Here is a 21764-nt window from a genome sequence, read left to right as displayed (position 1 = left end):
TATTCCTATGAAATTAACACCATATGAACAGGACATGCTGGATGGAAAATTCGGCCGTTTTAAACAAATCGCATTGGAAAATGTTTTAAAATATGCCCGTGTCGTGGGCGCGGAAGAACTGGTTGAGATTACAAAATCCACACTGTATTTCGGGGCACATTCCTATCTGGAGACCTGCGATGCAGATACATATGATGAGATATTTGCCAAAATGTATCTCTGTACAGATGAAAAAGTGGAATTAGGCGAATTTGAGAAGACCTGTTACTGTCAGACCTGTGTTGCGCCCTGCGATCAATATGATTATAAAGTGACACATCTTCCGAAAGAATTGTTTGACAGAAATACAGAATATTTAAGACGTACACTGAAGGCAGGCTGCTGCATAGCCGGTTCCTGCACGCCGTATCTGAACGGCTGGGTGCCGTTATTCGGAGAACATGTGGTGACATCTGAATCCAGCAATATCACCATGAGCAATTCTGCATTCGGCGCAAGATGCAACGCAGACGGAGAAGAGGCGATCACATGGATATCCATCTGCGGCCGTGCTCCTAAATGGGGATTTTATCTTCAGGAAAACCGTTACGCGGATACGGTATACCACATTGAGTGTAAATCAGAGACAAGATTTGACTGGGATATCATTGGCTACACAGTAGGGCGTATGCTGCCCTCCGCCGGAGTTCCTGTTTTGACCGGAGATTTCCACAGACCTACCCTGACCATGTTGAAACAGTGCTTTACCGCAATGGCTACTACGAGCGCATGTGAAATGTGCCATATTGTCGGTGTGACTCCCGAGGCGCGTTCCCTGGAAGATGCCAGAGGAAACAAACCGCTCAGAGGTGAATTTACCATCACACAGGAGGATTATGAGGAATCCCGCCGCCAGATCTGCAGTGCGGGAGAAGGCAAGATCAACTTTGTACTGATGGGATGCCCGCACTACAGCCTGGAGGATATCCAGCAGGTAGCAAATTATATAGAAGGGAAAAAGGTAGCGGAAGGTGTAGAACTCCATGTCTGGACAGATATGTCTACGCTTGCCATGGCAAAAGCAAGCGGTTTTGTAAAAACGATTGAGGAGGCAGGCGGAAATGTATTGTCAAGCAGCTGTGCTATGGTCATGGATCCTGCAGCTTTTGCGCATGTCACTGCCATGGTGACGGATTCCGGTAAACAGGGACATTATATGCACTCCTGCTTTGGAGCAGGCAAGCATGTCCCGATCTATTATGGCGATATCTATCAATGTATTGACGCCGCTGCAGCAGGCTATTGGAAAGGAGAAGCATAATGGAAAATACGATGATCAAAGGACGCGGAGCCTATGAAGGAGTCATGGAAGGAGAAGCGCTTGTTCTTCCTGACAGTGTACAGGGATGGGCCGGTTTAGATGAAAAAACGGGTATCATCATAGAGGAAGCAAACAGCAAATTCGGCGCGTATATCGGGGGAAAGATCCTGATCCTTCCCTGTGCTAAGGGAAGCAACGGGTGGGCCAGCCATTTTTATTCTGCCTCTGTGGCAGGCCACAAGCCCATCGCATGGGTCATTGAAAAACTGGATTCCCGCTGTGCTGCCTGTATTGTGGAACTGGGAATACCCGCAGTTGTGGAGACTGAAACAGAGGCATGCAAGATTATTCATGACGGAGACTACATTCGCGTGGACGGCAACAAGGGAACCGTAGAAATATTAAAACGGGCAGAATAAAATTTTTAACTTTCTGAATATTTAAAGAAAGACATCCATAACCTTATGATGAATGAAATAATGAATAAAGTATTTCATGCATTGGAGGGATTATGGATGTTTTTTTATTATGATGCCACATATCTTCTGGTCTTAGCAGGTGTAATACTCTGTGTCATAGCATCTGCAAATGTGAACCAGACCTACAAAAAGTACAGTACCGTGGGAAATGCCCGGCACATGACAGCGGAACAGGCAGCCAGGACCATACTGGACCGTGCGGGAATCAGCCAGGTGAAGATTGAGAGGGTCGGCGGAAATCTCACAGACCATTATGACCCCAGAAGCAAAGTACTGCGGCTGTCTGAAACCGTCTACGGCTCAGAGTCCGTGGCAGCCATCGGCGTGGCGGCCCACGAGTGCGGCCATGCGATCCAGGATGATGTGGGGTATGTACCGATCAAGATCAGAGGCGCGATCGTTCCGGTCGTAAGTCTTGGTTCTGCCCTCTGCTGGCCGCTGTTCCTCATCGGCCTTCTCATGGGAGCACCGGGTCTTGTAAACGCGGGTATTATTTTATTTTCTCTGGTGGTGGCCTTTCAGCTTGTGACCCTGCCTGTGGAATTCAACGCGTCCGGCAGAGCACTCAGGATTCTGGACGGTGCCGGAATCCTGGAGGGAAATGAACTGCAGGGGGCCGGGAAAGTTCTGCGCGCAGCAGCACTGACCTATGTGGCCTCGGCACTCTCATCTATCCTGCAGCTTTTACGTCTGGTACTGCTTTCCGGCAGACGGAGAAATTAGGCCGCTGCTGTTTACAGCCGTTGTCCCGCAGGGGGAGTTATGCACATACGCATAAAAATACCGAGTTTACTTTTTCTCCCTCCGGCAGTAGAATAAAGACAAGAGGAATAGTCCGGAGGAAGCATATGGCAGAGGGATACGAACATTCAGAGGAAAAAGATTACCTGGAAGAGATGCTTGACAATTTCGCAAAGGCAACAGAGCTGGGAATCATAGCAGTGAACACTTACGGGGAGGTCTTCCTTGCCAGTAAAGACTACTACGAGTGCGCATACTGCCGTCAGGTGCAGGACACGGAGGTGGGAAGAGCACGCTGCAGGCGTACCTATAAAAAGGCCTGCAGGCAGGCATTCCTGTGGAAAGAACCGTATTTTTTTGCCTGTCATGCCGGCCTTGTCATGTGGGCAGTCCCCATCTATGCGGATGGAACAGAAGTGGGAGCTGTCATGTGCGGACAAGTCCTTCTGTGGGAGCCGGATCATGTGTTCTGTCAGGACGCGGAAAAGTTCTGTCTGAGCGAAAAGGACCGCAGAGAGATGGAGCAGAAGGTAAAAAAGCTGCGCGTGATCTCCGCAGACCAGTGCCAGTCCTCTGCCAACCTTCTCCAGGTCATGATGCAGTATCTCTCAAAGACGCAGAACGCCATTTTCATGGACCAGAAGAATCTCATGAGCTGGCGTGATGCCATGACCACCAGGATCGAAGAGAGAAAGAAGACACTGAAAAATGAAAAATTCGACTGGTCTGTCTATCTGAAAAGGGAGAAACGGTATCTCCAGTACGTCCGTATGGCGGACAAAGAAAAGATACAGAACATGCTGGAAATGTTGTTCACGGATATCGAGATCCTGTGTTCCTACGACAAGGCTCTTGTGAAGTCAGCCCTGCACGATTTCATGGCTGTGACCGCCAGAGCCATCGTGGAGGCAGGGGCGGACAGCGAAGTCGTCATGAATGGTGTAAAACATTACAGGCAGGACATGAAGCATGTGGAAAACATTGAGGAAATGATGGAGATCACCTACCGGATGCTGAACCGGTGGTTTGACAGTATTTACCTTCTGGGGACAGATGACCATATCAGTGTCATGAAAAATGTCAGGGATTACATAGAAGAGAATTACAATAGGAAGATCACCCTGGATGACATCTGCAGCCACGTATTTTTGAGCAGGTCTTATCTCTGTACCTTATTCCGTCAGAAGACCGGAGGAACCATCAGCGATTATATCCTGAGGGTCAGGATCGAAAAGTCTATAGAGCTGATGGGGAACAGGGAACTGAGCCTGAAGGAGATCATGGAACAGTGCGGGTTTGAAAGCCAGAGCTACTATACAAAGACATTCCGAAGGCTGATAGGAGTCAATCCGGGACAGTACAGGAACAAATTCTTATAGGAGATGCAGAATGGATATATATGAAGAAATCAGGCGGAACCTTCTGGGCGGGAAGGCGGATGAGGTGGTAAATCTGATCAGAAAAGCCATTGCTGTCTGCTATCCTCCGGAGTCAGTGCTCAAAGAGGGACTGATTCTGGGCGTGGATACACTGGCATACAAGTTCCGCAACAGTGAGGTCTGCGTGCCGGAGGCGCTGCGTGTGGCCCGTGCCTTAAATGCCGGCCTCAGATGTCTGACTCCCTATCTGGATCAGGGGGGCGCCAGGCAGTGCACTGCGGTCATCGGTACCGTGGAGGGGGATGTCCATGACATCGGAAAGAATCTGGTCAAGATATACCTCTCCACTCTGAATATAGATATGGTGGATCTGGGGGTGGATGTCAGCAAAGAGGAGTTTGTGGAGGCAGCAGTGGAACATGACGCCAGGCTTGTCATGGCGTCTGCACTTCTGCCCACAACGGTCTGTGAATTGAAGGGTGTCATAGAGGAGCTTACGAAGGCAGGCATAAGGGACAAGGTCATTGTCTTCGTGGGAGGCCTGTCCGTCAGCAAAGAGTATGCGGAAGAGATAGGAGCGGATTATTATACCAGGGATGCCATTGAACTGCGGGACTTCCTGAACAAGAATCTGTCCAAACTCCTGAAAGAAATATAGAGCAATAAATAGCAAAATACAGCAAAAGTAACAGACCCTGTTCTGTGGTATTCTTGATGTATCAAAAGAAGATACGTATCGGGAATGCAACAGAACAGGTTTTTTATGGAGGAGGTAAAACATGAGACCATCAATCAAGTATTTAAGCGACGCGGAAGTAGTACGGGTACATGAAAAAGCATTGGAGATGCTGGAAGATCTGGGAATGAAATTTGAGGGGGCAGAGGCAAGAGAATACTTTGCAAAAGCAGGGGCAGAAGTGTCCGGACAAATCGTGAAAATACCGCGCAGCATCATCGAGGAAGGATTAAAGACGGTTCCAAAGCGAGAGGAATTCGTTTTATATGGAAGGACACCGGATAAAGATGTGCATGTGAAAGACAGGGTGCCGTCACTGGCTGCCATGACCATGGCTACCCATGTGCTGGACCCGGAGACAGGACTGCGCAGGAAAGCTACAGACAGAGACCTTGCCCTGATCACAAGGATCATGGAAAAACTGGACACCGTGACCATCGCCAGTGCACTGGTCACACCCCAGGATGTGCCCATGGCGGCATCCGACTGGTATACCTGGGCGACTTCCATTAAAAATACCACAAAACACATTACCGGTGGAGCTGTAGGAAAAGAGGGTGTGCGGGATGCCATCAAGATGGCCAGTCTGGCAGTGGGAAGCGAAGAAGAATTCCTGAAACGTCCTTTCATCTCCTTCTGGGTCCTGACCATGCCGCCTCTCCGAGTGGATGAAAATACATCCAATGTATTGATGGAGGCAGCCGTGCATAAGGTACCGTCAGTGATCAGCTCCGGCGGAATCCTGGGCATGACATCCCCCATGTCCGTGGAGAGTGCACTGGTGCATACCCATGCGGAGACATTAGCCTGCATCGCACTGTCCCAGCTTGTCAATCCGGGGGCGCCTGTGATCTATTCCAGCTATGTGCGCAGCATGGATATGAAGACCATGTGCATCAATATGTCCTCACCGGAGAGCATTATCATGAAGGTAGGCATGTCACAGATGGGAGATTATGTTGGGCTGCCGACCAAGATGCCGGCCAATCTGCGGGACGGTAAGGTGCTGGATGCACAGGCCGGATTTGAGACCGGTATGGGCGGACTCGCCGGAGCACTGAGCTGTGATTTCATCGTTTCCATGCAGCTTGACATGGACCTTATGGTGGACTTTGCGGATATGATCTATTCCGATGAGTGCATGCAGATTCTGCAGAGGATGGCCCGTCCGCTCAGCTTTGACGATGAGACACTGGCCTATGACAATATGGAGGAAGTGGGCCCCGGCAACACATTCTTGGAGACTGACCACACCTTTGAACATTTCAAGGATGAAATATGGATGCCGAGATATATGGAGAGAGGCACCTGGGAGAACTGGGAGGCGAACGGAAGCCGTGATATCCGTGATATCTGTGCGGAAAAAGTGAAGGATATGCTGGAAGAGCTGCGTGACTATGAGATCCTGCCAAAAGATGTGAGGGATGCCATCGACGCTGTCGCTGCCGGTTCCTCGGAGAAGGCGAAGAACATCAAGCGTTAGAGGGGGGAGGATGCTTATGGATAAGACAAAAGGCAAGACCATAGGGCTGCTGGCCATGGTAGTGGTCGTCACGATTTACGGTGTGTCTTATATTTCCAGGGCTGTAATCAGTGAATACCTTCCTACGGTAGTGATTCTGGTCATCCAGATGGCGATCATGACGATTTTGTTCACCGGATTTAACCTTATGACCGGAAAGAATATGAAAGTGAAGAAAAAGGATTGGGGTATCATCATCCTGTCCGGCCTGGTCGGTACGACATTCTTCCATGGGTTCACTATTTTAAGTGTTACATCTATAGGGGCTACGGTCTCCTCCCTGCTATTTGGATTTGCAGCTGTCTTTGCGCTGATCATGGAAATCGCTCTGTTTCACAGGAAGAAGACAAAGCTGGGAATCCTGGGGATATTGATCTCTCTTGTCGGTGTGTACATTCTGATGGGAGTGAAAATCGGGGATCTGATGGCAACCAATTTCAAAGGATATGCGCTGTGTCTTTTGAGCATCATTTCCTGGGTAGTCTATTGTTTCCTGACAGACAAGATATCGGATGGATATGAGAAGACCGTATTGCTGAACTACCAGGCACTTGTGGGGGCTGTCACTACGCTGCCGTTTTTATTCTTCTATCATGTGGAGCCGTCCGTCCTTGCAAAGCCGCAGGTGTTCATGAACCTGATCGTGCTGGGGGTATTTAATTCTACGATTGCTTATTTTTTGAATATATTTGCGATCAAAAGGATCGGTGTGCTGCTGTCAAATCTGATGATGGATTTTCTGCCGGTAGTGACCATCGTGATTTCACTGGTACTATACAGTACAATACCTACTGCGAACCAGATCATCGGTGGAATCATCATTCTGGTTTCTGTGTTCATGCTGGATAAAGACCAGAGGAACTTGGACGCGCAGGCGTAAAAATGCTCCTTCCTAAGTAACAGTTATTTCGCTTAGGAGGGAGCATTTTATATAATTTAGCTGGTATGGCACTCCTGGTTTGTAAGGACAATGGTAAGTGTGAAGATAAAGCTATCAGATTCTAATTTCATCAGACCATCGTATTTTTTTGCAATGAGCTGCATGGAGGACATGCCAAAACCATGAGGAAGACCGTCGCCGCCCTTGGTTGAATGGATGTGGTTATTGATAATACGGGGGGCATGATCTACTGTGTTGGTGCATTTAAAAGTGAGATAACCACCCTTAGTGTTTACGGTAAGATGAATGCAGGCCCTTGTACGGTCCATTAGCTGCAGACTGCATTCTATGGCATTATCCAGAGCATTTTTCAGGAGAGCAATGATATCTATATCATCAATCCGGATTTTTTCTGTGAGGCTGATATTGACCTGGAAGTCAATTCCATTATTTATGCAGGAATTGTGGATGTCAGTCAAAACCGCGTTCAAAATACTGTTATCGCAGTATTCCTCGTGTTTCAGCTGCAGGGTATGCTCCGTAAGCTTGGTGAGGAGATTCAGAGCCTCTTCTGATTTTCCTATATGAAACAGCGTGTAAAGCGTGGTAAGCTGATGCCGCTGGTCATGCTGAATAATGCGAATGGTTTTGTGGTGCTCCATCAGGTTGTCTGTGTATTGTTTCAGAATCTGGTTCTGAGAAGCGATAATGATTCGGCGTTCTTCCTCCGCCATTTTTTCATTGGATATGACACACATATTTAGAATATCCAGAACAGAAAGTGTGACAATTATTAAAAGCATGCAGGTAAATAAAATTTCCTGAGGCAACTTCCGGAAAAGAAACATATCTCCTCCAAATGAACAGCAGATTAAAAGAAGGAACATAGTTGTGCCGCTGGCTATAGAAGTTTTTCTGTAGTTTTCTTCCGGCTCGGGGAGTATGGTAAAGATTTTCTGTCGTGCAATAAACATACTGACGCACCAAATGACATTAATCAATGCGTTTACTGTAAAAAATACAATAGGTGATACACTTCCTGATAATGCTGAAATACCGGCAAACTTTTCTGCTGCGTAGAGTGCCGCAACGCTGATAATACCCTGATGAAAGGTGCTGTATAGCTTGTGAAATCTTTTTTCTTTGTAGATTAGATTGACAAGGATACAGCAGACGGCTACAGCCAGTACACTGTAAGGAATCAGCAGGGGCGATTTATCAATACTAAAATAACAGTATGTCAATAGAGCAGATACCAAAATATGCAGATAAAAATATACCTTTCTTTTAAGGGTAAGGTACAAAGAGACCTGAAAAGCAGCACAAAATCCTGAGACGGATGAGACAACAAGTCTGTAAATAATCAATTCTATGTTCATAATGAGATATTCCCCACGTAATGCATAAACTGTGTCTTGACTTTCCCCTGTTTTCCTTTGCTGATGGGCAGCAAATCACCTGTAGTCAGAAGTATGTCTGTTTTCTGGATTTGTCTGATATAGTCAGGATTGACAATAAAACTCTGATGGCATCGAATAAAATCCCTAAATAGAAAATCCTTTTCAATAGAATCCAGTTTGCTGTAAAAGTAATAGGTATTTGTATCAGTTACAATTTTAATGATCCGTTTTATGCTTTCAAAATATACAATTCTTTCTAATGGAACGCTGAAGAACCCTCCTTTGAAGGAAAAATAGAATTTTTTATTCTGAAAAGCGGCAATTTTATTGATTGCGCGTTCAAGGGTATCTTTCAGGTGATCGTAGGAAATCGGTTTGACTAAATACTCAAATGGTTCAGCAGAAAAACTGAGAAACACTTTTCCTGCATGGGATGTTACAAAAATAATAATGACGGATTTATCCTTCTCTCTAAACTGCCGTGCAGCTTCTATACCGTTCAGACCTTCCATCTCAATGTCAAAAATAGCAATATCAAAACTATACGGTATTGTTTCGCGAAAAAAGCTCTCACAACTGGTATATTGGGTGAGTGAAAAAGTCTTTTCAATATCTGCTGAAATCTGTTCCAGCATCTGAGAGATACATATCTGATCTTCTTTGCTGTCCTCAATATGGACAAGTCTGTACATAACGGAATCACCTCTTATCAAATGTATCAGCAATGCCTGTGGGGGACGATAAGTTTAATCTATTATATTTTCTTTATTCTGAAAAGTCAATAAGTTCCATGCGATTAATGAAAAATTATAATGTAATTGCTGAATAGAACAGAAAATGACATTTTTAATCCCGAAAATGACATATGTATTGAAGCCTAAATACAGTTTGGATATCATGAATGTATAGTAGAATCGGCAGGTGAATAATGGCTTTGTCCGGATAAGTTCCGGGGGCGGGAAAGGAGGAGAAGATGGGAGACAATGAAAATATGCTGCCGCAAGAGAAGGAGAAGAAAGGGACGAAAAAGGGAATTGCCGGGCCTGGTGATATCGGAGGGGGATTGGCAATCGGATTTGGAACTCTTTGTTTCTGTTTTTGGGCAAATGCTATGGGGTTTTGTGATACAGAAGGTTTTGAACTGGCAATCGGAGTTGTACTGCTGGGATTCTTTGTGATCTATCTCGTAGGAGGGCTTTATTATCTAAGGCTTGGCAATACACTGTCGGGATGCGTCTATGTTGTGTTTGCCACAAGTTTCGGGCTATTCGGCGGCGCTGTGAATGTGGGACATGCATTGTGTTCATATTCGGGAATTCCATTTGATAATACCATTGGCGGCATTAGTTTTCTGATATCAGGTACATTTGTATTGTTTTTGCTTCCGGGTCTGCGGTACAGTGCGAAAGTGGACTTCCTGGTATTCTTTTTTGCAGGAATCGGTGTTTCAGCGTCAGGATTGTCAGGCCTTGGGATTATGACTGTAATGACGGGGATGCTCAGCGGATGGGCCCTTTTGTTTAGTGGAATCTGCGTATACTATTCTGCAGTAGCCGGTGTTTTAAAAACAACAGGAATTGATGTGCCATGCGGCAGGCCGTTTTTTAAACAGAAAACAGTTGACGGCTGATTTTGACGGAAAATTAGAGTACGGATTTACAGGTCATCCGTTATCAGACCTGAATATGAAATAAAGGAGAAAAAGACAAATCATGGATGAAAAGAAATTAACGGCAGTACCGCCCTCAAAAGGGTATCTGGTAGTAGATACAAAAAAGTGTTCCGGATGTATGAGCTGTATGATGGCCTGCACCTTAGCTCATCACGGGGTCATAAATCCGGTATTATCCAGAATTCAGATCAAAAAGAATGTATTTGGAAAATACCCTAAGGATGATATTGAACAGTACATATGTCATCAATGTGAGCAGCCGGTATGTATGGAAGTCTGTCCGAAAGAGGCAATATATGTGGATGCAGAGACTGGTGTGCGCAGAATTGACAAGGAGAAATGTATTGGCTGTAAAAAATGCATTAAAGCATGTCCTTATCCCCCTTCGCGTATTGCCTTTGATCCGGAAGAGAAGAAAGCTTTGAAGTGCGACCTTTGTCTGGATACACCGTTTTGGGAAGAGAATGGAGGCCCATGTGGCAAGCAGGCGTGTATTACAGCCTGCTCATTGAAAGCAATTAAATTTGTCACGGAGATGCCTGAGCAGTCAGAAGAAGGATATCATGTAAATCTACGTAAGAGCCTTCATTATGCACGCATGAACTTTCCCATTGATGATGAAGGAATACAGCCTCCAAAAGAAGCTGTGGAGGCTGCAGGTCTGAAGCCTACAGGTTCTGGTGTTGCAAGAAGTTTCTGGGACGATCCGGACACAGAAAAGGAGGAGTAGACATATGTCATTTTACGGCTATACAGGGAAAATTGCTTATGTAAATCTTACTGACAATGAGATTAGAATGATTGACACTGAAAAATATATGGACTGGCTGGGGGGCCATGGACTGGCCAGCGCACTGTTCTGGGATTACTGCGAAGATAAATCAATCAAACCTTTTGACCCTAAAAATCTGATTGTGGTGGCAGCAACACCGTTTTCGGGAACCATGGTTCCTTCAGCGGGAGCCCGTGTGGAAGTGACAGGAATCGGAGCATTTGGAGAACCAGAGTGGTACAATCGTTCCAGTCTTGGGGGACGTGTTGCGGGAAGCATGAAGCGAGCAGGTTTTGATGCGTTCATGGTTACCGGGAAAGCGGATCATCCTGTCTGGATCAATGTCTATGACGGCACGGTCACCATTGAAGATGCTACTGAAATGTGGAAAAATGAATACGATGCGTATGAGACACAGATTGAGATTCAAAAGATTGTTACAGAGGGGGCTGAAAATGGCAGGTGGTATGATATCAGGACAGAGAAGCGTAAAGCAACCACCATGCAGCGGCCGGCTGTTATGGCAATTGCACCCATAGCTCAAAGGCTTGGACGTGTTGCGGGTATCGTACATGATGCAAGCCATATTGCTGCACAGTGCGGTTTTGCGGCGGTATGGGGGTCCAAGAACCTGAAAGCTGTCAGCTTTGCAGGAACACAGTCCGTCAAAGTGGCAGATCCCAATGCGCTTCTGAAACTGCGGGAAGAAATTATTGACAGGACCGTTTATAAGATTGATAAGCCAGATAATATTCCATATGACTGCCATTTTCAAACACATTTATTTAATACACCTGGACGTGGGCAGGGGCTGTCAAATTTCAGCTATCTTCCTTCACGCCCTGAAGCTTGTGAAGGATGTCATGGTGCATGCCGTGCTATTTATCCGGATGGTAAAGGGAATGAATCCTTTTGTATCATCTTCAACTGGGGAAAAGGTTCTGTGGAGCCGGAAGAAACAGGAAGGCTGAACGCAGACCTGTTGAATCGCTGGGGAATCAATGGATTTGAGATTGATACGCCGTCCTATGTATATGCACTGTATAAACGCGGCCTTGCAGGACCGGGTAAACAGATTGATACAGGTGATCTTGATTTTTCAACATATGGGACGCATGAATTCTCTCGTCAGCTTCTGCTGAAGATGGTAAATCGTGAAGGAGAATTGGGAGATGCGCTGGCTGATGGTGTTGCCAGGGCTGCGAAGAGATGGGGAACCTGGGATGAGGATTCCAGGACAGGTGTGCTGGTACATCCTCAATGGGGATACTATGAGCATTACTCACCTCAGGTGGAAACAGACTGGAGTTATGGAAGTATATTTGGAGAACGTGATATCAATGAGCATTATTTTAATTTTTATGTGTACTGGGTTCCGAAAGCTTGTATTACACTTCTGGATATTCCGCCGCTGCTGTCTGCAAGCCAGATGGCAAATATGCTCGCAAAATCCACAGGCCTGACTCCCATGAGCTTTGATTACAGTGAAGAAGGCATGTATAGTGATGCGAGAATGGATGCGGTTGTATGGGGGCGTCATTGGGCGCGTGTATGGGAACAGTCGTTATGCTTCTGCGACTGGGGATTTCCGCGCATTAATTTTAATGATCCCTATGGCAATTATGAGATTGATATTGATGATTACGGCTGTAAACTCTATAAAGCCGTAACCGGAAAAGAGATGACCCGGGAAAAAGCCCTGGAGCTCGGACACAAGATATTTACACTGGATAAGGCAATCTGGACACTACAGGGCAGACATCGCGATGACGAAGTATTTGCAGGTTATGTTTATGAACGTCCGAATCCAGAGGATGCTTTATATCCAATGTATAAAGATGGGAAATGGGATTACTGCTCCGGTAAAGGGCGCACCATGGACCGTGACAAGTTTGAAGATTTTAAGACACGCTTTTATATAAGAGAAGGCTGGGATACGGCAACCGGCTGGCCGACCAGAAGCACTCTTGAACAGATGGGGTTGAAAAATGTTGCAGATACTCTGGAAGCCGCTGGAAAACTGGGAGCAGAGTCATGAGCTGCTATGAGATGGAATCCGAACCTCTGGATGAGATATTTGGATTCCATATGGATTATCCCACAGCAGATGAAGTACACAGATTTAAAAGGGAAGTATCCTGGGAAGAGCGGTTTGAAGTGCTTTCCCAGGGTTTCCACAGGGGGTGTTATGTTGATTATTGCTATACGCTTCAATCCCTGACTGATTTTGTGACTAAAAGAAATCCGCGCAATCCGACAGGGGGTGTCCGAACTCTGGATGGAGAGAAGCTGACAGCCTGGGTCAATGATATAATAGGAGACCATGAACTGGCCGCTGTACTGGAAAGAGTCTTTTCAGGTAATGAAAGAATGCCCGTTATAGTAGATACGGTTCGTGTGGTGCTGTCTGCCCGCATGAACCAGTATGCGGAGGTCCTGGAAGAGGAGGAATGATTATGCTGGATATTGCGCAGGATTTTCCGATGTTAAGGAATCTGAGGAGTGAGAACTGCCGTTTTGTGTATCTGGACAATGCTGCGACTACGCAGAAGCCGGACTGTGTCATAAATGCGCTGACAGAATGGTATTGCTGGAGGAATGCAAATCCCCACAGAGGGACTTACAATTTGTCGAAAGCTGCCACAGAGCTCTATGAAAAATCCAGAAGAGTGGTGGCAGACCATATAGGGGCTGACGTAGGCGAGATTATTTTCTGCAGGAATACCACGGAGGCAATTAATCTTGTAGCCCAAAGTTTTGCTCTCAATAAAATTACGGAAGGTGATGAAATAGTTCTTCCCATATCAGAGCATCATAGTAACCTCCTGCCATGGCAGAAGATTGCCAGAGAACGGAAGGCACGTCTGGTTTATCTGCTGACAGACCGGTATGGCCGACTGACAGATGCAGAACTGGATAAAAAGATCGGATTCCACACTAAAATCGTAGCGTGTGCAATGGTGAGCAATGTACTGGGCACATGGTTTCCCCTAAAAAAGATTATCGATAAAGCACACAGCGTCGGCGCTTTTACTGTGATTGACTGCGCCCAGGGGCTTCTGCACGGTTCTGTGAATCCTTATGAAATGGGGGCTGACTTTCTTGCCTTTTCAAGCCATAAGGCTTTTGGGCCAAATGGTATTGGGATTTTGTGGGGAAGAAAAAAGTATCTGGAAGAGATGACACCTTTTTTAAGAGGTGGCGAGATGGTTACGGCCGTGACAGAACGAAAAGCTATCTTTGAGCAGGCCCCCCTGAAATTCGAGGCAGGGACGCAGGATCCCGCAGGTGCTTATGCTTTTGCTGCAGCACTGGATTATATTGAAAATCTTGGGATAGAGAAGATACGTGCTCATGAGGCTGTACTGACACAACAGCTTTTGGAAGGATTAAGAAGGATACCAGGGCTGAAAATATACGGCAATCCGGATTATGCGGATGACAGAGGCGGAATCGTGTCATTTAATATTGCGGGGCAGAGCCCTTTGGCAGTTGCTTTTTATCTGGACCGCAGCGGAATTACTATTCGTGCAGGAACGCACTGTGCCCAGCCGCTGCTCACCTATCTGGGAGCTGCAGCCACCTGCAGGGTAAGTCTCAGCCCTTATAATACGGAGGAAGAGATTGCGTACTTTCTGGATTGTCTGGCGAAAGTGCCGGAAACGATAGCAGGGACCACATTAAAAGGAAGATGATTTGTAATAATTAGGCTCCTTATCCAGAGTTAAGATGGAGAAGGAGCCTTTTTAATACAATCGTCCTGTGATCAATCACCTTTTCTACGTTTTCCCCTTGATGATTATCCGCCTACAGAGGAGATACTTTTAATATAAATAGAGCGAAAACAGCAGATTGTGATGGGAGATGTATAAATGAGAGATCCTTATGGAAGAAAGATTAATTATATGCGTATTTCTATAACGGACAGGTGTAATCTTCGGTGTCGTTACTGTATGCCGGAGGATATAGAAAACATACCTGCGAGGGAAATACTGAGTTTTGAAGAAATTTTGATGGTCTGCCGGGCAGCAGTTTCACTGGGGATTACCCGGTTCAAGCTGACAGGAGGAGAACCTTTAGTACGGAGAGGCTGTTCTGAGCTGGCAGGGAAAATCAGGAAAATTCCGGGGGTGGAGCAGGTAACGCTGACGACAAATGGAATTGGACTAAAAAAGAATCTGCCGGCACTTCTGGAGAGCAGGATAGACGGAGTAAATATTAGTTTGGATACTCTGGATTCAGAGCAGTATAGACAGATTACAGGTCGGGACGGGCTTACAGAGATTTTGGATGGCCTGGAGGCGGCAGTGTGGGCCGGAATAAGGGTTAAGGTTAACTGTGTCATGCAAAAAGGGGTCACAGAGGAGCAGTGGCCATACTTGATTGGATTGGCGAAAGAGCACAAGGTGGATGTTCGTTTTATTGAAATTATGCCCATTGGATACGGGAGAGAATATATATCCCTGTCTGCACAGGAATTGTTTTCACTGATTGCCAAAAGAAACCCCAATATCTTATCTGACAAAACGGTACATGGAAATGGACCGGCGGTATATTACCGCATACCGGGTTTTCTGGGCTCAATAGGATTTATCAGTGCTATGCACGGGAAATTTTGCAGCAGATGCAATCGAATCAGAATGACAGCACAGGGGGATGTGAAGCCTTGTCTTTGTTATGAAGAAAGTATTTCTTTAAAACCTGTTCTGCGCTCTGGCGCAGATGACCGGGAGAAATTCCGGCAACTGCGGGGTGCCTTGTATCAGGCTGTTATGAAGAAACCGGATCAGCATTGCTTTGAACAACTTCAGAAGATTACTGAAACCCATAAGATGATTCAAATAGGAGGATAAATCTGTAACCCTGTTCTATGGTATTTCTGATGTGACGGGAATACATAGGACAGGGTTTTGGGGATTATGGGGATAGTGCTACCGCATGACATATCCAAGAGTCGCGGACAGCCTCCTTACAGCAGCGATAAGCGTTTCACTTATTGCATGCTCCTCCTCGGTGAGCGTGGTGCTGTTGATACTGATCACACCCAACGGCGTAGTGGAAAAAAGAAGCCGGAGATGTAGCGGCTCTATGAAGAACTGGAGGATTGTGGAAGGCGCCTGATGAAATATAAGGACTGTTTTGAAATCATGGGGAATGATCGTAACAGATATTCCAAAACAGATTTGAAAGCGACCTTTATGCGCATGAAGGAAGACCATATGTTAAAAGGTCAGCTCAAACTGGCCTATAATGTGCAGATTGCGGTGGAAAACTACTTTATTATCCATGGTTATGTGAGCAGCTATCGGACGGATTATAACACGCTGGTCACAGTTCTGGAAAAACACCATAAGGCGTTCGGGAACATTTTGAAAGAAGTGACCGCTGACAGCGGTTACTGTAGCGAGAAAAACCTGCTGTATCTGAAAGAGCATCTGACTGCCAGCTATATTAAGCTCCAGGACCATATAGATGTGAAGACTGCAGGTCCCATGAGAATATCTAAAGCGAACGAGGAATCCTGAAACGCCAGATCCGTTCCATTCAGACAAAAGGCCACTTTGGGGATAGCAAAGAAAATGAGAACTTCCGGCGTTTTAGCTATCAATCAGCGGAGAAAGTATATAAAGAGTTTATGCTGTATGCGATTGGCCGGAATATAAATATCACCGTTTCCTTCATCAGAAGATTGAGAAATATGAGGGAAAAAGGAGTAGAAAGCAGCTTAGTGAAGGAAGCACCGGCTGAAATCAAGACAAGGAGTTTTTGCGCCCTAAAATAAATAGATTCAGAAAAAAAGAGATACCTCTGTAGAATTTCACGGCTTTGAAAAAGCCTGTATTCTACAGGGGAATCTTCTTCTTATATGTCAAGGGCCAAAAATCGGTATTAACCGACAGCTCCTTCAGATTTGGCAGCCAGGAATCCAGTAATCGATGAGATGGTTAATTATTAAGGACAAATCCATTAGGAAAAGGATCGGTATCCTCCAAAATCCATTTTGTATAGCCGTACACCCAGCACTGGCCACCTACACAGGGAACAATGGCTTTATAGTCTCCTATCTTTGTTTCCTCCGCAATCGTTCCATAAAATCTCAAGTCAAACAGACCTTCATTTACGTATTCCTCCCCGGGTTTTAGATTTCCCTTTACATATTCTAGGGCCATTAGCGCACCGGTCCCATTGCCGCATACCCCCCGATCCAGAGTGGCAATCCAAGTTTCAGGTTTTTTCAGGTTGATTTTGGTCATATTATAAGCGTTCGATGATCGTACCGTTACTCCTTCTTTATCAGAGGGTTCGTATAGCATGGAGATCATATATTTTTCTTCCGGGTATTCCGGATGACAGAACGAAAGCTGCTCTACTGCTGCCTGGGTACAAAGAGCGGAAAGTCGCATAATTTCCTGAGATTGATCCGGAATCAGGGAAAGTTTCGGAAACTGCCGGGAATCAATACACACCGAAAAGGAGCCGCCGCCCCAGACGACGCTAACCGTCACTTTTCCCAGAGTAGGCACTGTTATTTCTTGATCTATCAATAGAGGGAAACAAGGTGCGTTGCAAAAAGATGCTCTTGTCACTTTTCCATTTTTGCAATGACAGACAAAATGGATCAGTCCGGCTGGGGATTCCAGGTCAAATTCCGTAATCGGTTCCTCTATAGGCAAGAAACCAGCTTCCAAAAGCGCTGTAGCCGTAGCCATGGCAGTAGCGCCGCTCATCATGGCATAACCACCTCTTGTCATGATAATAAACCCTGCTTTTGCCCCCGGATTATCTGACTGGACAATCAGACTGGCACAAGTAGCAGGAACTCCTCTGGGCTCCATTGTCAAAAGCTCACACATTTGTATATCATTTTCCTTCAGCCAGATATATTTGTCATAAACTGAGGTGCCCGGGATAGATGGAACACCGGATGTAACAATTCGCAGTGGTTCTCCTTCGTGTACCTCTATACAGTCAAACATTCGCTTTATTGCCATTGTAATTTAGCTCCTTTCAATAGCGTTCTTTCACTTTGCTATGTTCAGGCAAAGTGAGAGAACGTAAAATTATTTTTTCTTGCAGTCCTCCTCTGCTTCCAACGTCTTATCATATTTTTCGGGGTTACGGAAAATCTTAATTGCCGCAAAAGCAAGAGCAATTACCAAAACTGTTGTGGGAATTGCAATAATCACACTGGAAGTTTTGACGGAATTCAGTCCGCCCTTGGAATAGCGCAGCGCAAATCCCATTCCACAAACGATTACACCCCAGAAAATCTTCATAACGACAGAGGCTTTTTTATTACCGCTAATGTCTGAAGTATCAACTTCATTTTGGTTCAGACAGAGATCTGTAGCCGTCATGATCTGGGATTCAAAGCAGGTAATTACAGAAAACAAAACTGCCAGAAAACCTGCTATACAGATTACTCCGGAAAACGGTAGTTGCTTCATCCACGCGAAGAGAGAACCTGAACTTCCAAGTGTTTGGAAAACATCTACAAGCTCCGTATTACCATCCAATACCATTTTGATGGCAGAACTTCCGATGAATCCAAACCATGCTACAGCAAAAATACAGGGAGCAAGCATGTTTACAAGAATAAATTCCCGTAAGGTACGTCCTTTCGCCATTTTCACTTGGAACAGGCCGACTAGGGGGCAGGCGACCAACCACCATGCGAAATAAAAGATTGTCCAGCCACTGACCCAGCCTGTCTGTTGGGCAGGTTCCAGATACAGGGACTGACCGACAGCAAACTGAAAATACTGACCAATGCTGCTTACTGTATTATCAATGACAAACTTGGCATTACCGCCCAGCAGCAATGCCGTAGCGCAAATAAAAATGTAGATATACATATTGGTGGTACTGATGAGTGCAATACCTTTATGCAGCCCGGAGACCGCTGCAAGAATTGCCGGAACCACAAAAATCAGGCAAATTATTACTGCTAGGACATCTGCGCTGATTTCCCATCCAGTAACATATTTCAGACCAACCACAAGCTGATCTGAGCTCAACCCTATTACGGTCGTACAGCCTCCCATGATTCCTGCCAATGCCAGTGCATTGGTCCAGTCTGAAATTCTGCCGTCTGCCTTTGCTCCAAAAAAAGGATATAATCCGGCACCAAGACTAAACCGACGTTTACCATTCCAGTACATAAAGCCGACAGCGATACTGGGAATTGTATAAATAGCATAGGGATGGAGACACCAATGCAGAAATACATAACGTAAACTTTGTTCTGCAGCTACAGCGCTTCCCGCTTCTGCCCCCGAAAAAGCCGGTGGAGATAGAAAGAAGCTTAAAGGTTCTGTCACTCCGTAATAGCAGCATCCAGCCGCCATACCGGAGGTAAGGACGATGCAGAACCATTTCCAGGTAGGGAGATCAGGTACGGCGTCCTTTCCTCCAAAACGGATATTTCCGGCTTTGCCAAATGCAAGCCACAGAAGAACCAGGAGAAAAAAACTAGCAGAAAGAAGCCAAACCCATCCCAGACTGGAAAGACTCCAGTTCAGAGCCGTATTCATTGCGTCTGCGAATTGTGTCGGAAAACCAAAAGCAATTATTAATACAATAATAAAAAATATAGCGGGAGCAAGAAAAGTCCTCTTATTAATTTGTGACCACAACTGTTTCATTTTCATCTTTCCTTTCTCTTCGCTCAAAGCACAGACATTCTCTGTTCCGGAAGTTGAATTATTATTTTGTGCTCACCAACACGCTAAAGTGGCTTTGCAAAAGCTGAACAAAAAATGTTGTGCCCCTCCTATTTATGTTTTATAATAGTAGATGAGAATAGCAATATATGACAGGGCATAGGAGAAGGAGCGGATTTATTTATTTTTACCCCGCTTTTTATGTACCGTTATCCTTTCAAGCGTACCAGGCTTATTTTGTCAAAGGATGACAGTCATGATTGCTATTCTTTTGTTATGTTTCATCCCATATTTCCCTGCCTCCTTTCTGAAAAAAGTTGTTTTTTCAAGTTACTAAAAGTGAACTTGTTAACCTGCTGGTTTGAAAAATGGGGATCAGGAATAACTCTGACCCCGTTATTATTTAATCAGGTACATGCGAATATTCTTTTCCAACAATTCATTACAAAGAGATACTGCTTTTTCATAGACACCCGGTTCTTTATAATCATACATGTGCTTTCGCAGCAGTCCCTCTACTATCAGACAGTCAATCTGACTGACATATTTTGCATCATCAAAATGAATATATCCCTCTGAGGCGGCACGACGGCACCAAATATAATCCCGTTCTTCCATGCTTCCTGTAAATAAGGTCTGAAAGAAAAGTGCCGCATCTGAATTTCTTACTTCTAATGGATAGATTTCATAATACTCCTCCAAAATCGTTCCCACAAATTCTTCTTGTTCATTCCAGAACAGATTTAAAAATACCTGCGGGTGCTGAAATGCGTATTTATGAAACGCTTTCCAAGAACTAATCAGTACTTCAATCGTACCAATCTCGGCCGATTGCCCCAGAATTTCCCAGTTTTCCTGAATGTATGGCTCCACGAACCGATAGGATGCCAGGCCGATCAGATAATTCAGGTTGTCAAAATGCTTATAGATTGCTGGGGCCGTACATCCAATTCTTTTTGCCAGCTCTCTGGCATGAATATTCTCTGCGCCGACTTCGAGGATCATCTCATATGTAGCATCCACATACCGACGCTTAGCATTTTCAGAGACATGCTCCACCATCTTGCCTCTCCCCCCCTTATTAACGCGTTCACCTTGCCCTCATTATAAGTAGTACAAAGGATTTTGTCAATATAAAGAATCTAATTTCGAAAAAGCTGTGGTTTGCATTACCGCATGACATATCCAAGAGTCGCGGACAGCCTTCTCACGGCAGCGATAAGTGTTTCGCTTATCATATGCTCCTCGTCCTCGGTGAGCGTGGTGCCGCTGATGCTGATCGCGCCCAACGGCGTATTGGTATAATTCATGACAAGAGCGCCCACACAGAAGATGTTATATTCATTCTCTTCCCGGTCCAGCGCATAATGCCGCTGCTTGACTTCGCTGATATCCTGAAGTAAAGCGTGGACATCCGTAATCGTATGCTCTGTGAGGGGCTTTACATCAAATTTTTCCCATTTCTCAATGATTTCATTGTTTGAATAGGTTGACAGGATTGCTTTTCCGGCACTTGTACAGTACAGAGGAGAACGCCGTCCCACATTCGTATAGACGGAGAAGGACGGTGCAGTCTGTCCGATACTCTGCACACATAAAAGCTGGTTGTTATCCTCAACGGAGAATTGTGCAACCCGCCCTGTCTCTCTGCTCAAATCTGCAAGTGTGGAGTTGATCAGTGAAATCTGATCCAGATTCTGTACAGCGTTGATACCCACTTCATATGTTTTTAATGTGAGACTGTATTCATTGTTCGGTCTCTTCTCAATATAACCGTTTTCCACCAGTGTATATACTAAACGGGACAGAGAAGCCTTGCTGATATTCATCTTTTCATGTAATTCAGCTAATGTCATATTGCCTGAACGGGATATTGTTTCGAGAATTTGGAAAGCACGGTCTATAGCCTGAATTGTTTCCATTTTTTCTATTGCTTTGCTCAAAGTATATCCTCCTTAATATTTATTTCGAGAAATCATGTATGTTTTATTTCATTATACATTTATATGAATCAGTACGCAAGGAAAATTTTGAATTTTAGCTTGAAATAGTGATTCATAATTTTGTAAATAGAATTCAAAAGTATATATAATGAAATATAAAAAATATTAATGAAATATAAAAAAATAAAATGAAATAAAGGGAATTTCGTACAAGATGCATAAAAACGACAGGAAAACCTTATGCAAAATTAAAAGATATAATGTTTGAAAAATGAAT

19 protein-coding genes and 1 pseudogene are annotated in these 21764 nt (G+C 45.1%); 14 read left to right on the top strand and 6 right to left on the bottom strand.

The window, feature by feature from the left end; translation table 11 throughout:
• Nucleotides 1-7 precede the first annotated feature (7 nt).
• The 7 genes from V8Q34_RS20520 (at nucleotide 8) to V8Q34_RS20490 (ending at nucleotide 7037) form a co-directional block, all read left to right on the top strand.
• Entirely contained in the window at nucleotides 8-1300 is a 1293-nt protein-coding gene (locus V8Q34_RS20520; RefSeq protein ID WP_148393111.1) for an aconitase X, read from the top strand.
• Complete coding sequence (locus V8Q34_RS20515) at nucleotides 1300-1719, top strand: aconitase X swivel domain-containing protein (protein ID WP_033142184.1); 420 nt, start codon at nucleotides 1300-1302, stop codon at nucleotides 1717-1719. The genes V8Q34_RS20520 and V8Q34_RS20515 overlap by 1 nt, the downstream gene beginning before the upstream one ends.
• Before the next feature lie 96 nt (nucleotides 1720-1815).
• The gene (locus V8Q34_RS20510; protein ID WP_103732496.1) at nucleotides 1816-2502 is read left to right on the top strand and encodes a zinc metallopeptidase; all 687 of its coding nucleotides are present in this window, start codon (nucleotides 1816-1818) and stop codon (nucleotides 2500-2502) included.
• 125 nt (nucleotides 2503-2627) lie between these two features.
• Entirely contained in the window at nucleotides 2628-3899 is a 1272-nt protein-coding gene (locus tag V8Q34_RS20505) for a PocR ligand-binding domain-containing protein (RefSeq protein ID WP_054350849.1), read from the top strand.
• Nucleotides 3900-3909: 10 nt separating this feature from the next.
• Nucleotides 3910-4557, top strand: a complete 648-nt coding sequence (locus tag V8Q34_RS20500) for a cobalamin-dependent protein (protein ID WP_148393110.1) — start codon at nucleotides 3910-3912, stop codon at nucleotides 4555-4557.
• Nucleotides 4558-4678: 121 nt separating this feature from the next.
• Nucleotides 4679-6118 carry a trimethylamine methyltransferase family protein gene (locus V8Q34_RS20495; protein ID WP_033142180.1) on the top strand — a complete coding sequence of 480 codons (1440 nt, stop codon included), beginning with the start codon at nucleotides 4679-4681 and terminating at the stop codon, nucleotides 6116-6118.
• 16 nt (nucleotides 6119-6134) lie between these two features.
• On the top strand, nucleotides 6135-7037 hold the full coding sequence (locus V8Q34_RS20490; protein WP_335836225.1) for a DMT family transporter: 903 nt from the start codon (nucleotides 6135-6137) through the stop codon (nucleotides 7035-7037).
• Nucleotides 7038-7093: 56 nt separating this feature from the next.
• Here V8Q34_RS20490 and V8Q34_RS20485 read toward each other — a convergent pair whose 3' ends face one another.
• Nucleotides 7094-7840, bottom strand: a complete 747-nt coding sequence (locus tag V8Q34_RS20485) for a sensor histidine kinase (RefSeq protein ID WP_335836224.1) — start codon at nucleotides 7838-7840, stop codon at nucleotides 7094-7096.
• A 572-nt stretch (nucleotides 7841-8412) separates the two neighbouring features.
• Nucleotides 8413-9129 (bottom strand): LytR/AlgR family response regulator transcription factor, encoded by a 717-nt coding sequence (locus tag V8Q34_RS20480; RefSeq protein ID WP_335836223.1) that lies wholly within the window; start codon nucleotides 9127-9129, stop codon nucleotides 8413-8415.
• A 281-nt stretch (nucleotides 9130-9410) separates the two neighbouring features.
• On the opposite strand from V8Q34_RS20480, the gene V8Q34_RS20475 reads away from it, so the two are divergent.
• From V8Q34_RS20475 to V8Q34_RS20445, 7 genes and pseudogenes are all read left to right on the top strand, one after another.
• A complete protein-coding gene (locus tag V8Q34_RS20475) occupies nucleotides 9411-10067 on the top strand; it encodes a hypothetical protein (protein WP_335836222.1) in 657 nt (218 codons plus the stop codon).
• A gap of 82 nt (nucleotides 10068-10149) precedes the next feature.
• Nucleotides 10150-10839, top strand: coding sequence for a 4Fe-4S dicluster domain-containing protein (locus V8Q34_RS20470; protein ID WP_227245270.1), 690 nt, complete (start codon nucleotides 10150-10152; stop codon nucleotides 10837-10839).
• 4 nt (nucleotides 10840-10843) lie between these two features.
• Nucleotides 10844-12919: an aldehyde ferredoxin oxidoreductase N-terminal domain-containing protein gene (locus V8Q34_RS20465; RefSeq protein ID WP_227245272.1), complete on the top strand. Its 2076-nt coding sequence runs from the start codon at nucleotides 10844-10846 to the stop codon at nucleotides 12917-12919.
• On the top strand, nucleotides 12916-13335 hold the full coding sequence (locus V8Q34_RS20460) for a hypothetical protein (RefSeq protein ID WP_227245274.1): 420 nt from the start codon (nucleotides 12916-12918) through the stop codon (nucleotides 13333-13335). The genes V8Q34_RS20465 and V8Q34_RS20460 overlap by 4 nt, the downstream gene beginning before the upstream one ends.
• 2 nt (nucleotides 13336-13337) lie before the next feature.
• Nucleotides 13338-14576: an aminotransferase class V-fold PLP-dependent enzyme gene (locus V8Q34_RS20455; protein ID WP_335836221.1), complete on the top strand. Its 1239-nt coding sequence runs from the start codon at nucleotides 13338-13340 to the stop codon at nucleotides 14574-14576.
• Between the two features lie 177 nt (nucleotides 14577-14753).
• On the top strand, nucleotides 14754-15734 hold the full coding sequence (gene moaA, locus V8Q34_RS20450; protein WP_335836220.1) for a GTP 3',8-cyclase MoaA: 981 nt from the start codon (nucleotides 14754-14756) through the stop codon (nucleotides 15732-15734).
• 300 nt (nucleotides 15735-16034) lie between these two features.
• Nucleotides 16035-16629: pseudogene (locus V8Q34_RS20445) on the top strand (transposase); the annotation flags it as partial.
• A 197-nt stretch (nucleotides 16630-16826) separates the two neighbouring features.
• On the opposite strand, the gene V8Q34_RS20440 reads toward V8Q34_RS20445, so the two are convergent.
• From V8Q34_RS20440 to V8Q34_RS20425, 4 genes are all read right to left on the bottom strand, one after another.
• The gene (locus tag V8Q34_RS20440) at nucleotides 16827-17873 is read right to left on the bottom strand and encodes a proline racemase family protein (protein ID WP_335836219.1); all 1047 of its coding nucleotides are present in this window, start codon (nucleotides 17871-17873) and stop codon (nucleotides 16827-16829) included.
• Between the two features lie 69 nt (nucleotides 17874-17942).
• A complete protein-coding gene (locus V8Q34_RS20435; RefSeq protein WP_335836218.1) occupies nucleotides 17943-19532 on the bottom strand; it encodes a BCCT family transporter in 1590 nt (529 codons plus the stop codon).
• A 411-nt stretch (nucleotides 19533-19943) separates the two neighbouring features.
• The gene (locus V8Q34_RS20430) at nucleotides 19944-20606 is read right to left on the bottom strand and encodes a TetR/AcrR family transcriptional regulator (protein WP_335836217.1); all 663 of its coding nucleotides are present in this window, start codon (nucleotides 20604-20606) and stop codon (nucleotides 19944-19946) included.
• Nucleotides 20607-20713: 107 nt separating this feature from the next.
• Entirely contained in the window at nucleotides 20714-21487 is a 774-nt protein-coding gene (locus V8Q34_RS20425; protein WP_335836216.1) for an IclR family transcriptional regulator, read from the bottom strand.
• Between the last annotated feature and the right edge of the window lie 277 nt (nucleotides 21488-21764).

This window comes from Blautia sp. JLR.GB0024, from assembly GCF_037000545.1.
Taxonomy (GTDB): domain Bacteria; phylum Bacillota; class Clostridia; order Lachnospirales; family Lachnospiraceae; genus Blautia; species Blautia celeris.
The sequence above is the reverse complement of the archived record's forward strand: the minus strand, read 5'-3'. Positions and strand labels throughout refer to the sequence as shown.